11 protein-coding genes are annotated in these 13,198 nt (G+C 68.5%); 3 read left to right on the top strand and 8 right to left on the bottom strand.

Annotation, left to right across the window (positions count from 1 at the left end; translation table 11 throughout):
- Positions 1–193: 193 nt before the first annotated feature.
- The 6 genes from ACWEVR_RS02785 to ACWEVR_RS02760 all read right to left on the bottom strand — a co-directional run bounded on the left by ACWEVR_RS02785 (position 194) and on the right by ACWEVR_RS02760 (position 7,677).
- Positions 194–2,713: an ABC transporter permease gene (locus ACWEVR_RS02785; RefSeq protein WP_452465561.1), complete on the bottom strand. Its 2,520-nt coding sequence runs from the start codon at positions 2,711–2,713 to the stop codon at positions 194–196.
- 8 nt (positions 2,714–2,721) lie between these two features.
- Positions 2,722–3,498, bottom strand: a complete 777-nt coding sequence (locus ACWEVR_RS02780) for an ABC transporter ATP-binding protein (RefSeq protein ID WP_452465560.1) — start codon at positions 3,496–3,498, stop codon at positions 2,722–2,724.
- A gap of 55 nt (positions 3,499–3,553) precedes the next feature.
- The gene (locus ACWEVR_RS02775; RefSeq protein ID WP_452465559.1) at positions 3,554–4,465 is read right to left on the bottom strand and encodes a hydroxymethylglutaryl-CoA lyase; all 912 of its coding nucleotides are present in this window, start codon (positions 4,463–4,465) and stop codon (positions 3,554–3,556) included.
- Positions 4,466–4,628: 163 nt separating this feature from the next.
- Entirely contained in the window at positions 4,629–5,831 is a 1,203-nt protein-coding gene (locus ACWEVR_RS02770; RefSeq protein ID WP_357149375.1) for a CaiB/BaiF CoA transferase family protein, read from the bottom strand.
- Between the two features lie 50 nt (positions 5,832–5,881).
- Complete coding sequence (locus ACWEVR_RS02765; protein WP_452465558.1) at positions 5,882–6,805, bottom strand: TauD/TfdA dioxygenase family protein; 924 nt, start codon at positions 6,803–6,805, stop codon at positions 5,882–5,884.
- A 101-nt stretch (positions 6,806–6,906) separates the two neighbouring features.
- Positions 6,907–7,677 (bottom strand): deoxyribonuclease IV, encoded by a 771-nt coding sequence (locus ACWEVR_RS02760; protein WP_067491328.1) that lies wholly within the window; start codon positions 7,675–7,677, stop codon positions 6,907–6,909.
- 117 nt (positions 7,678–7,794) lie between these two features.
- Between ACWEVR_RS02760 and ACWEVR_RS02755 the strand changes: the two genes are divergently transcribed.
- The 3 genes from ACWEVR_RS02755 (at position 7,795) to ACWEVR_RS02745 (ending at position 11,913) form a co-directional block, all read left to right on the top strand.
- Positions 7,795–8,898 (top strand): serine/threonine-protein kinase, encoded by a 1,104-nt coding sequence (locus ACWEVR_RS02755; protein WP_452465557.1) that lies wholly within the window; start codon positions 7,795–7,797, stop codon positions 8,896–8,898.
- A 118-nt stretch (positions 8,899–9,016) separates the two neighbouring features.
- Positions 9,017–10,804 carry a protein kinase domain-containing protein gene (locus ACWEVR_RS02750; RefSeq protein ID WP_452465556.1) on the top strand — a complete coding sequence of 596 codons (1,788 nt, stop codon included), beginning with the start codon at positions 9,017–9,019 and terminating at the stop codon, positions 10,802–10,804.
- The gene (locus ACWEVR_RS02745; protein WP_452465555.1) at positions 10,804–11,913 is read left to right on the top strand and encodes a serine/threonine-protein kinase; all 1,110 of its coding nucleotides are present in this window, start codon (positions 10,804–10,806) and stop codon (positions 11,911–11,913) included. The genes ACWEVR_RS02750 and ACWEVR_RS02745 overlap by 1 nt, the downstream gene beginning before the upstream one ends.
- On the opposite strand, the gene ACWEVR_RS02740 is transcribed toward ACWEVR_RS02745, so the two are convergent.
- Complete coding sequence (locus ACWEVR_RS02740; RefSeq protein ID WP_452465554.1) at positions 11,903–12,721, bottom strand: GNAT family N-acetyltransferase; 819 nt, start codon at positions 12,719–12,721, stop codon at positions 11,903–11,905. The genes ACWEVR_RS02745 and ACWEVR_RS02740 overlap by 11 nt on opposite strands.
- A 53-nt stretch (positions 12,722–12,774) precedes the next feature.
- Positions 12,775–13,062 carry a hypothetical protein gene (locus tag ACWEVR_RS02735; protein WP_452465553.1) on the bottom strand — a complete coding sequence of 96 codons (288 nt, stop codon included), beginning with the start codon at positions 13,060–13,062 and terminating at the stop codon, positions 12,775–12,777.
- Positions 13,063–13,198 lie beyond the last annotated feature (136 nt).

Below are 13,198 nucleotides of genomic sequence, written 5' to 3'. Positions count from 1 at the left end.
ATCGCGGACGACACGGCACCGGCGTCGGCTCGGCACGGACGCGGTGGTCGAGCCCCAGCGGCCGCTCGGAGTGCAGACCAGCATGCGTCGCCGACCTGCATGCCACTGAGCCGGTCCCCTGGAGCCGAGCGTGCAGCCACAGCATTCGGGCCTCCGGAAAGTGTCTCCGAAGGCCCGAAAATGCTTGCTGCTCCTACAGATCCGCGATAGCCGCCAGCGGTGGCGTGCGCGCGGCCCGCACACCCGGCCACACCGCCGCCAGCACACCGACCACACCCGAGGCGATCAACATCGCCACCAACTGCGACCACGGGATATCGATCTGATCGATGCCCATATCGCGCAAGGTGCGCAGGAATCCGACGCCGAGGGCAACACCGAGAAGCAGTCCGACGATGGCGCCGAAGATCGCGATCAACATGGATTCCAGGTAGATCGTGCGGCGTATCTGCGAACGCTGGGTGCCGACGGCGCGGAGCATGCCGATCTCCCGGCGACGTTCCACCACCGACAGGGCGAGGGTGTTGATGATGCCGAGCACCGCGATCACCACCGCCAAGGCGAGCAGACCGTAGAGGATGGCGAGCAGCGTATTGATCTGCTGGCCCTGTGCGCCCTTGAACTGTTCGTGGTCCTGCACCTGAACCACGGCGAACGGCTCGGTGGCCTTCTCGAGGTTGGCCCGCATGGCGGTGAGATCGGCGCCCGGCACCGCCTTCACCAGCACGATCACGTTGGTGCGCAACTTCTGCGGCATCAACTGCTCGTAGAGGCGCGGGTCGACGACCATCGAACCGAGCAGGGGCGAGTCGGCGTAGATGCCGCCGACGGTCAACTCGAGCTGGGTGTTGTCGAGGCTGGTGATGGTCACCTTCTCGCCGAGCTCCCAACCACGGTCGGCCGCTTCGGTTTCGCCGACCAGCATGCCCTTCTCCGCGATGGTGCTCGAGCCTTCCCGCATCTCGATGTCCATCACCGGGTCGATCGGCCCGTCGAGCGTGGTCGCCCCGGCCCGTTCGTCACCGAGCCGGAACCCGACCGCCCGGATGCCGGTGACATCACTGACCTGCGGAACCTGCTGGCGCACCGCGTCGACCGCGCCGATCGCCGCACCGATCATCGGCGGACCGGCCAGCACGTATTCGGCCTTCACACCCTTGTCGATCAGCACGTCCACGCTGGTCTTCGCCGACGCGCCGAGGATGCCGATGGCCGAGACCAGCATCAGACCCAGCGTCAGGGCGAAGGCGGTGGCGGCGGTGCGGCGCGGGTTGCGCACCGCGTTGTTGCGCGCCATCCGGCCCATCGGCCCGAACGGCCGGGTCAGCACACCGAGCACCACCACCACGGGCCGCGACAGCGCGGGCGCGGCGAGCAGTACGGCCAGGATCAAGCCGAGCGCACCGACTCCGACGGTGATCGCCGCGCTCTTGCCCGTGCCCTGCGCACCGAGATACACCAGCACACCGCCCGCCACGGCGAGCACCGCACCGATGACGGTACGCACCCGCAACGACTCACCGGCGCTGGCGAATTCGGACCGCATGGCCTCCACCGGCGGCACCTTCGCGGCGCGGCGGGCGGGTGCGTAGGCACTGGCCACCGTCACCAGCAACCCGACGAGCAGGGCGACGATCGCGGTGCGCGGCAACACCGTCAGCGAACCGGTCGGCAGACCGAGATCGAAGGCATTGAGCAACGCCGACAACCCGAACGCCAGCGCGATACCCGCCGCCAAGCCGATCGCACTGCCGATCAGCCCGATCACGACGGCCTCGGCGACCACGGACCGGCCAACCTGCTGACGGCTGGCCCCGATCGCGCGCAGCAACGCGAGTTCACGCAACCGCTGCGCGACGATCATCGAGAAGGTGTTGTAGATGATGAACGTGCCGACGATCAGCGCGATCGCACCGAACGCCAGCAGGAAGTAGTTGATGAAGGTGAGCGCCTCGGAGATCTCCTTCTTCATGTCCTCGCGGACCTCGTCGGAGTTCTGCACCTTCAGGTTCGGCAGGCCGACGGCGAGCCGATTGCGCAGGTCGTCGGCCGAAACACCCGGTGCGGCACGAATATCGGCGTAGGCCACGTAGTTGCCGTCGGTGAACAGCTTGCGGCCCTGCGGTTCGGTGAACATCACCGCGACCACCCCGCCGCCCTCGGCGCCCGGCATCTCGTAGATGCCGGTGAGCGTCACCTCGAACGGGTCGCCCTTGGACGGGACGAGCACCTTGGTCTTGTCGCCGACCTTCAGCCCGGCCTTCTCGGCACCGCCGGTGTTGAGCGCGATCTCGCCGGTCTGCGACGGCGGCGCGCCCGCGACGAACTTCTCCGGTTCCTCGACGGCCTGGTCCGGCGGCAGGTACGACAGGCCGAAACTCGGTGCGCCACCGGTCTGGACGGCCTTCTTGCCGTCGGGTTGCAGCAGCACGACCGGGCCGTTCACCGCCGGGGCGACGCGTTCGACACCGTCGGCCTTGGCCAGCGCGGCGACGATATTGTTCGGCACGCCGAGCGACTGCTGGTCCTTCGGGCCCACGCGCACATCGACGCCCTGGGCCTGGCCTGCGAAAATTCCGTCGAAGGTGCGCTGCAGGGTGTCGGTGAACACGAACGACCCGGAGATGAACGCGGTGCCCAGCACCACCGACAGCACCGTCAAGGCCAACCGCACCTTGTGCGCGGCAAGATTACGCAAGGCAACCTTGCGCATGGGGCTACTCATTTGGTCTCCAGCGCCTTCATCCGGTCGAGGATCGAGTCCTGCGTCGGATCGCGCAGCTCGTCGACGATGCGGCCGTCGGCGAGGAACACCACCCGGTCGGCGTAGGCCGCCGCGCGCGGGTCGTGGGTGACGATCACGACGGTCTGGCCGAACTCGTCGACCGAGGCACGCAGGATCGAGAGCACCTCACCGGAGGAGTGCGAGTCGAGGTTGCCGGTCGGTTCGTCACCGAAGATGATCTCCGGTTTGCCGACCAGGGCGCGGGCACACGCCACGCGCTGCTGCTGACCGCCGGACAGTTCGCTCGGCCGATGGGTGAGCCGGTCGGCGAGCCCGAGCCGCTTCACCACCGTGTCGAGCCAGTCCTGGTCGGCCTTGCGGCCCGCGATGTCGAGCGGGAGGGTGATGTTCTCCAGCGCGGTGAGCGTAGGAACCAGGTTGAACGCCTGGAAGACGAATCCGATGCGGTCGCGGCGCAGCGCGGTCATCTGTTTGTCGGACAGACCGGTGAGCGCGGTGTCACCGATGCGGACCTCGCCCTCGCTGGCGCTGTCGAGGCCGGCCAGGCAGTGCATGAGGGTCGATTTGCCCGAACCGGACGGTCCCATGATGGCCGTGAACTCGCCGCGCGCGAAGTCGGCCGACACCCCGTCGAGGGCCTTGACCTGGGTATCTCCCGAGCCGTACAGCTTCACCAGGTCCTGTGCTGCAGCGGCGATCTCGGTAGCGGCCGCCGACTCGACGGCCTCGGTCCCCATGGGGTGTGAAGTCATGGTGTCCAGTCTGGCGGCCGACCGTCACCGGCGCCATCCGGGATCCCCCCGATACCTACCGGATGACCCACTCGAAGGCGTCGGCTTTCGACCGTGCGCCCTCGGCGGTGCGCGAGCGGTTGGGTTCGCCCAGTTCGCCGAGCAACTCCTCGGTCAGTCCGACCAGCCGCGCCAGCTTCTCGGGGCCGAACCAGGACGGGCGGGTGGCGAACAGGATGTCCTCGGTGGCGGTGTTGCCGCTGGCACCCGGTGCGAACGGGCACCCGCCGAGGCCTCCGAGGGCACCGTCGACCATCCCCGCGCCCGCCTCGATCGCGGCGAGGGTGTTGGCCACGCCCATGCCCCAGGTGTCGTGCCCGTGGAAGACGATGCGGCGCGGCGGGGTGGTGTCGCGCACGGCTGCGACCAGCGCGCTCACCTGGCCGGGCGCGGCCTGGCCGAGGGTGTCGGCGAGGACGATGTCGGTGGCGCCTTCGGTGCGTGGGTCGCGGGCGATGGCCAGCACCCGTTCGGGATCGACCGGTCCGTCGAACGGGCAGGTGAAGCTGGTCGCCAGGCACAGCTGGATCGAGCCGTTCGCCTCCTGCGCCAGCCGGATGGCGTCGGGCATGGCGGCCACCGAGGTCTCGGTGTCGCGCCCGATATTGGCCTTGTTGTGGGCGTCCGACACCGAGAAGCAGTACTGGAAGTTGCGTGCCCCCGCCTCGGCGGCCTTCTGCACATGCCGTGGCGTGGCCACCCACACCCAGCATTTCGCCAGCTCGTCGGGGGTGAGGGCGGCGATCAGCTCGAGCGAGTTGGCCATCGGCGCGACCAGATCGGGGCGGGCCATCGAACCGATCTCGAGCGCGGTCACACCGGCGGCCAGCAACCGGCGCACCACGTCGATCTTGTACTCCACCGGCAGCACCTTGCCGGTGAGCTGCAACCCGTCACGCAGGGTGACGTCGCGCAGCAGCGCGGTCATCGCCGGTGCTCCGGTTCCTGCGTCGGCACGCACATCACCCCGCCGCACGGTTTGTCACCGACACTTGCCGGAGTCGGGTGCACCGTCGGACGCACATGGCCCGGGCCGCGCGGTTCCCACTTGCTGCGCACCGGCGGGCGGCGCCGACCGTGTACTCGTCTGGTCACGATGCCTCCAGCGCGTCGATCTGATCGTCGGTCATCCCCAGCAGCCCACCGAGCACCTCCCTGGTGTGCTCGCCGAGGTCGGGGCCGACATTGCGGATCGGCAGCGACTCACCCCCGATCACGGGGACGATGCCGGTGAAACCCACCTGTTTGGGTTCGGGCTCGCCCACCTCGACCGGGAACGACTGGATCATGTTTCTTGCTCGGTACTGCTCGTCGGCCACGATATCGGCCGCGGTGTAGATGGGACCGCACGGTATGGCCGCGGCGTCGAGCAATTTCAGCGCCTCGTCCCTGGTGTGGCGCACCGTCCATTCGGCGATGGCCGCGTCGAGGCGCTCGCGATTGCGCCAGCGGCCCGCGTTGTCGGCCAGTTCCGGGTCGGCGGCCAGGTCGGGACGGTCGATGACCTGCATGTATCGCTGGAAGATGGCGTCGCCGTTGCCACCGATGATGATGCTGAAGCCGTCGCTGGTCGGGTAGGCGTTGCTCGGGGCGATGCCTTCCATGCGGCCGCCGACCCGTTCCCGGTTGATGCCGTAGGCCAGATGGTCGGGCACCAGCGACTCCATCACCGACAGGATCGACTCGTTGAGCGCCACGTCGATGATGCGTTCGGCCTGGGGCACCCGGCCGATGCGTTCGCGCTGGAACAGGGCCATGACGGTGCCGAACGCGGCGTAGATGCCCGCGATGGAGTCACCGATGGACACCCCGACGCGCACCGGCGGCCGATCGGGATCGCCGACGAGTTCACGCAGCCCACCCACGGCCTCGGCCACGGCGGCGAAACCCGGCCGCGATGCCATCGGACCGGTCTGCCCGTAGGCCGAGATCCGGGTGATGACCAGGTTCGGATTCACCTGCTCGAGCACGTCGGGCCCGAGTCCCCACTTCTCCAGCATTCCGGGCCGGAAGTTCTCGAGCAGCACATCGCAGTGCGCGAGCAGGTCGAGCACGACGTCGCGGCCCGCCTGGGTGCGCAGGTCGAGCACGATCGACTTCTTGTTGCGGTTCACCGTGCGATACAGCATGGAGGTGTCGCCGCCGTAGAGCCGCCAATTCCGCAGTTCGTCGCCGGTGCCGGGCCGTTCGACCTTGATGACCTCGGCACCGAAATCACCGAGGATACGACCGGCGGTGGGAGCGGCCACGTAGTTGCCGAGTTCCAGGACCCGAACACCGTCCAACGGCCGAATACACTTATCCGCCACCCCGCCGACTCTAGCGTGTCGCCCGGCCGTCGGGCTCAGCTGGCCAGCAGCTCGACTTCCTCGATGATCGAGTAGTGCTCGGCGTTGCCCTGCAGTGGCTTGCTGGGCTGTCCGTCGACACCGACCGGAATGTCGCCGGCCAGGGTTATCCGGGTGAGGCGGCGCGGCTGGTCGTCGTAGTCGTCGATCGCGTAGTGCTGGGTGGCGCGGTTGTCCCAGATGGCGACGTCGCCGTCGGCCCAGTTCCAGCGGGTGGTGTTCTCGAGCCGGGTCACCCGATCCTGGAACAAGCGGAACAATGCCTGGGATTCGCTGGTCGACAAACCGACGAAGTTCTTCACGAAATGCCCGAGCAGTAGGGCACGCTCCCCGGTTTCCGGGTGCACGCGCACCACCGGATGCTCGGTCTCGAAGTACGTCGACTGGAACTCGGCCCGGTACTGCTCGGACTTCGGCCGGAGCGGCTCCACATTCTTCGCCGCGTAGTCGTACACATTGGTGTGCACCGCGCGCAGGTTGTCGGCGAGCAGCTTCAGCGGCTCGGGCAGCGAGTTGTAGGCGGCCACCGTCGACGCCCAGGTCGTCGAACCGCCGTAGGTGGGCAGGTACTCCGCCCGCAGGATCGACGCCTTCGGGATCCGGTCGACGAACGTCACGTCGGTATGCCACGAATTGGCGCGCCCGTTCTCGGAGTCGATGGCCAGGCTCTTCACACCCTGCGACTTCACCGTGGGATGCGGGGTGGTCGGGCTGCCGAGCAGCTGTGCGAACTCGTGCTGACCGTCTTCGGTGAGGTGGTCCTGACCACGGAAGAAGATCACCTTGTGCTCGTTGAGTGCGCGCCGGATCGTGGCGACGGTCGCCGCGTCCAGCGCACCGCCGAGGCGCACACCGTCGACCTGGGCGCCGATGTGGGCGCCGAGCTTGGTCACGGTCAGGGTGGCCTGGTCGACCGTCATGGGGGATCACCTCTGTCTGTTGTGGATTCGGGGTAGGCGTCAAGCACACCGCGAACGCACTCGAACAGACAGGTTTTCTCTCCGGCTGATCCGAAACGTCCTCAGCCCAGGGTTTCCCGCAGGTAGGCCAGGTCGTCGGCGACACCGTCGACGGGGGTTTCGAGGATGACGGGGGCGCCCGCGGTGCGGCAGACCTCGGCCAGCAGCTGCGGGTCGATGGTGCCGTCGGCGAAGTTGGCGTGCCGGTCGGCGCCGGAGTCGAACTCGTCACGCGAGGAGTTCAGGTGCACCAGGTCGATCCGGCCGGTGATGGCCTTGATCCGCTCGACCACGCCGACGAGTTCCTCACCACCGGCCCAGGCGTGACAGGTGTCGAGACAGAATCCGGCACCGTAGTCGCCGACGGCGTCCCACAGCCGGGCGATCGAGTCGAAGTGCCGTGCCATCGCGTGGTTGCCGCCCGCGGTGTTCTCGATCAGGATCGGCACGGCGAAACCGCCCTTGTCCTGTTGGCGTTCGAACAGCTTGCGCCAGTTGTCGATTCCGGTGTCGATCTCGGCGTCGGAGCGCACGTGCCCGCCGTGCACGACCAGGCCGAACGCGCCGAGTTCGGCGGCTGCCTTCGCCTGCTGGGCGACCGCGTTGCGCGAGGGCATCCGCAGCCGGTTGTTCAGGCTGGCCACATTGATCTGATAGGACGAGTGCACGACCACGTCGATCGGGCTGGCCAGGATCTCGGCCGCCTTCGGGTGCGGTTGCGGTTTGTCCCAGCTCTGCGGATCGACTACGAACATCTGGATGACCTCGGCGCCGAGCTTCTCGCCGAATCCGATCGGATCGCCTTCGTCGCGAACGTGTGCTCCAATGCGCATAGCTGACACCCTAATCCGCGGCACCGACAAGGTCGGAAGATGTTGCGTGTGGGAGGCGGCAGGAGATACATCGGTAGAATTTCGACGGGTGCTCTGCCCTGGAGGGGGTGACTTCGCGTGTTGGTCAAAGGCGACGTGTTCGCCGGCTACACGATCCGGCGTGTGCTCGGCCACGGTGGCATGGGCGTGGTGTATCTGGCCCGGCATCCGCGTTTGCCACGCCTCACCGCGTTGAAGCTGCTCAGCCGCGATCTGTCGTCCGACGAGGAGATCCGCCGCCGGTTCGAACGCGAGGCCGACCTGGTCGCCCAGCTCGAACACCCCAATATCGTCAACGTCTACGACCGCGGCACCGACGACGACCAGCTGTGGATCTCCATGCAGTTCGTCGCGGGTACCGATGTGGCGACCGCCGATGTGAACGTGCTGACCCCCGGGCGCGCCGTCCAGATCGCCGCCGAGACCGCCACCGCGCTCGACTTCGCGCACGCGAGCGGGGTCCTGCACCGCGACGTGAAACCGGCGAACATCCTGCTCGCCAAACCGCCCATCGGCCGACCGGAGCGAGTGGTTCTCACCGACTTCGGCATCGCGGCGGTGCGCGACAGCGAGACCACCCTGTCCTCGGCGGGCTCCATCACCGCCACCCTCGCCTACGCCGCGCCCGAACATCTGGCCGGTGGCCCGATGGACCATCGCGCCGACCAGTACTCGCTGGCCTGCACCCTGTTCTGGATGCTCACCGGCTCGGTGCCGTTCCCCGGGCCGAGCCCGGCGGCGGTGATCCAGGCGCACATGAGCACCCCGGTCCCGCCGCTGCGCAGCCTGCGCCCCGACCTGCCGTCGACGCTGGACGCGGTGCTGGCCAGGGCGACCGCCAAGCACCCGGCGGCCCGGTACGCCAGTTGCACCGAGTTCGCCGAGGCGGCCAGGGCGGCGCTGTTCGCCGTGCCGGGACCGTGGCATCACCAGCCGCAGTACACCGCGAGCGGGGTGGTGCTGCGCGCCAGGGAAACCCCGCGGCCCTATCCGACGCCGCGACCGCCGACGCCCGCGCAGCCGTATCCGCACGTCGCACAGCCGCATACCCAGCGCCCGTCGACGGGTGGGAATCCGATCCCGCCGCGGCGACCGGCCACCCGGCCGGGAACCATCGACTTCCCCGGTGGCCGTAACCATCCCGGTTACATCGTGCCGCCGCAGCACCGGCGCCCACCGTGATCGTGTGCCCGCTGTTCGCGGGCCCCGTCGGTGTGGTCACCGACTGCTATGGTTTCGATGATTTTCGGTACGCGCGTGCGCTGGTGGGTCCCGGCGCACGGCGGGAAGTGGAGCAGACATGCTGGCCAACGGAGATGTCTTCGCCGGTTATGTCATCGAACGGCAGCTCGGCCGCGGTGGCATGGGTTCGGTCTATCTCGCCAAGCACCCGCGCCTACCGAGGCTCACCGCGCTGAAGCTGCTCAACCGCGAGATGTTCTTCGACCAGGAAGTGCGTGCGCGTTTCGAACGTGAGGCCGACCTGGTCGCGCGCCTGGATCACCCGAACATCGTCACCGTGTACGACCGGGGCCTCGACGACGAGCAGCTCTGGATCTCCATGCAGTACATCGACGGTATCGATGCCGCCTCGGTGGAACCGCAGTCGCTGCCCCCGGCGCGCGCACTGCAGATCGTGAAGGAGACCGCCGACGCGCTGGACTACGCGCACGGCATGGGTGTGCTGCACCGCGACGTGAAACCCGCGAACATCCTGCTCGCCCGCTCGGGCGCGGGCCGTGGCGAACGCGTGTACCTCACCGACTTCGGCATCGCCCGCCTGCGTGACGACACCGGTCATCTCACCCAGACCGGCACCTTCACCGCCACCCTCGCCTACGCCTCCCCCGAGCAGCTCACCGGCGCCGCCCTCGATCACCGTTCCGACCAGTATTCGCTGGCCTGCACGCTGTTCTGGCTGTTCACCGGGTCCGGCCCGTTCGCGGCGACCAACCCGGCCGCGGTGATCCAGGGTCATCTACAGCAACCGCCGCCGCCGCTGAGCAGTGTGCGTCCGGGGCTGCCGCCCGCGCTCGACGGCGTGCTGGCCAAGGCGATGTCCAAGCGCCCCGACGACCGGTTCGCGTCGTGTTCGGATTTCGCCGCCGCCGCGATCGCCGCGCTGAACAATCCGAGCTCACCCGCGCTGCCGCTCGCCCGTCCGAGCACGGGACCGGGGATGCCGATCACCGGCGGCCCCCGACCCACCACGGGTGGCGCGATCCCGCACACCGGTTCGCCGTATCCCCTTGCGGCACAGGGCCCGATGACGGGCGCCGGGATGACCGGCAACGCGATGACGGCCGGTCCGATGGGTACGGCCGCGCACACCCAGGGCCCGATGACCGCGCCGCCGATGCGCAACCAGACACCCGCGCCACACACCGGCGGCGCCTACAGCCAGCAGTCGCACCCGCAGTTCGCGGCGCCGCGTCAGCCCACGGGCGGCAACTACACCCAGTACCCGCAGCGGCCGCCGTCGAAGTCCAACACCGGGCTGATCGTCGGCATCGTGATCGCCGTCGTGCTGGTGCTGGCCCTGCTGATCGGCATCGGTGTCGCGGCGAGCGGCGGCGATTCGAGCACCACGGCGACCACGTCGACGACCTCGACCACCGCGGCCAAGCACGTCACCCCCGACGCCGCCGCGATCAGCGCCGAGTTCAGCCGGATGGTTCCGCCCGATGCCGACAGCGAGACCGGCTACAACGGCGCCACCTGCTGGGAGACCGATCCCAGCTACACCCCGACGGACAACGACGGCGATCCGCAGTTCGGTTCGTGGGCGTGGCAGTGGCGCTGCTACGGCGGCGGTGACGAGCAGGACAACGACCCGTTCTACCGCTTCTACGTGTACAACTCGGCCGCCGACGTGCAGGCGGTGATCGACGGCCTGCCCGCCAACACCAAGTCGACCGACACCAACGGCGGCAAGCAGTACACCAACTACAAGTACTCCGACAACGGCAACAAGATCATCACCGTGTTCACCGGCGACCCGGATCGGGCCCAGTTCCTGATGTTCACCGACAGTTACGGCGAGCCCGAGGACGTGCTGCGCTGGTGGCGTTCGGCCCCGCTGAACTGATGCGGGAAACGACGGGTGTCTTCGCCGGGTACACCATCGAGCGGCTACTCGGCCGTGGTGGCATGGGTTCGGTGTATCTGGCCAGGCATCCGCGCCTGCCCCGGCGCACCGCGATGAAGTTGCTGAACCGGGAGCTGTTCTTCGACAACGAGATCCGGGCCAGGTTCGAACGTGAGGCCGATCTGGTCGCCCAGCTCGAGCACCCGAATATCGTCACCGTGTACGACCGGGGTGTCGAGGACGACCAGCTGTGGATCTCGATGCGCTACATCGACGGTGCCGACGCCGCGTCGCTGCCCGATCCGGTCGACCCGGCGCGGGCGGTGCACATCGTCACCGAAACCGCTGCGGCGCTGGACTTCGCGCACAGCCGTGGCGTGCTGCACCGCGATGTGAAACCGGCCAACATCCTGATCGAATCGGTGCACGGCGCCGAGCGGGTGTATCTCACCGATTTCGGCATCGCCCGCCTGCACGACGACAATGCCGCGAAGCTCACTCAGACCGGAAGCTTCACCGCCACCCTGGCTTTCGCCTCGCCCGAGCAGCTCACCGGTGTCGCGCTCGACGGTCGCGCCGACCAGTATTCGCTGGCCTGCACCCTGTTCCGGCTGCTCACCGGGGCCACCCCCTTCGATGCGCCGAATCCGGTGTCGGTGATCCAGGGTCATCTGCAACAGCCGCCGCCGCGTGCGAGCGCCTTGCGTCCCGATCTGTCACCGGCGATGGACGCGGTGCTCGCGCGCGCGATGGCCAAGCGCCGCGAACACCGGTACGCCACCTGCGCGGAGTTCGCCGCTGCCGCCGCCCGAGCGCTCACCGCTCCCGTCGCCGCCGGCCGAGTGCCCACCGCTCCCGTCGCCGCACCGCGTTTTCCGGTGCACCAGGCGCCCACGCCCGCCGCGTATCGGCCCAGCTATCCCCCACCACAGCAGTGGCAAGCCCCGCCTCAGCAGGTGCCGAGGAAGAAGCCGGAGAAGTCCGTCGCGGAGGCCTATCTCGGCCCGAAGCGGACCTCGCGCTGGCAGGGCTCGGTGATGGGCTGGCTGTCGCTGATCGCGCTCTTCGTCGCCGTCGGCTGGGTGATCGTCGCCGCGCTCAGCGGCTGAGTTCGTAGTTCAGGAAGTCACGCACGGGCCGGAATCCGATTCTCTCGTAGATCTTGTTCGAGGTGGGGTTGTCCAGATCGGTGAACAGGCACACGTCGGCACCTTCGGCCCGGATCGCCGCCGATACCGCCGCGGTGAGCGCACTGGCGTACCCGTTGCCGCGCCATGCGGCCGGGGTGTAGACCGGCCCGATTCGCGCCCAGCCGAACACCCCGGTCTGCCGGGCGACGAAGCTGCGCGGGGCACCGTCGACCTCCCACAGCCACCACCACCCGCGTCCGATCAGCCGCAGCGCCCGTTCTTCGTCGAGGGCACGCACGGCACCGATCTCGCGGTCGAAGTCGGCGAACCATGCCAGGCACAGCTCCACGTCGTTCGCGGTGGCCTGCCGGGCGAGGCCGGGAACCTCGGGTGCGTGCAGGGTTTCGAGCCGGTAGAGCCGCGCGGTGTAGTCCAGGCGGTGCGTGCCGCGGTGTGCCGCCGACCAGTGGGCGAGGAATGCCTCGACTTCGGCGCTGGAACCCTCGACGCTGCGCAGGCTCTCGATGTGCTCGACGAGGGTGTCGACCACGGCCGGGATGCTCGCGGCGGGCAGGTCGCCCAGGTAGGCGCGGCCGTCGTCGGTGCACTGGGCGAGCCCGACGACGTCCTCGTCGCGCACCGCCAGGAATCGGGTGCCCGAGAAGTTGCCGTTGATCTGGTTGACGACGCTGCTCGCGATCACCGTGTTGCGCAGGGCATCACGGCGCAGGAAGGTTTCGGCCTCGGGCAGGAACCGGGCGGCGTCACCGGTGATATCGATTCGCACCACATCGACGGTAGCGCCTACCCGTCGGTGGTGGAATCGGATTATGCAGTGGCTCAGGCGGTTTCGCGCGGCTCCTGATCGGCGCGCAGCTTGAGCAGGATCAGCCCCGCCGTGCAGGCCAGGATCAGGCCCGCCACCGTGATCTCCACGTGCAGCCCGGCGATGCCGAGGCCGGCGCCGACGAGTCCGCCGACGAAGAACAACCAGCCGAGTACCCGGGCCACGACAGCGAACGCGCCGTTGCCCGGCGGGGTTGCGGTGTCGGGGGTCTCGGTGGCCTCGGTGGCCGGATCGGGGTTCGCCTCGGCCGTTTCCAGCCGGGGTGTCGAATAAGCTCCCATCAGACTCTCCTCGATGACGCCGATCTGATTCTTGCGTCGCGCAAACCTCGCGCGTCAGGGGTTTCGGTCCGGGCGTCTCATGCGTAACTTTGCTCACACACGCTACGACCCTCACGCTACGAAAGCCCGCGACACG

The sequence above is a fragment of the Nocardia sp. NPDC003979 genome (genome assembly GCF_053605015.1).
Note: the sequence above shows the minus strand (reverse complement) of the source record. Positions and strands in the feature narration are given on the sequence as shown.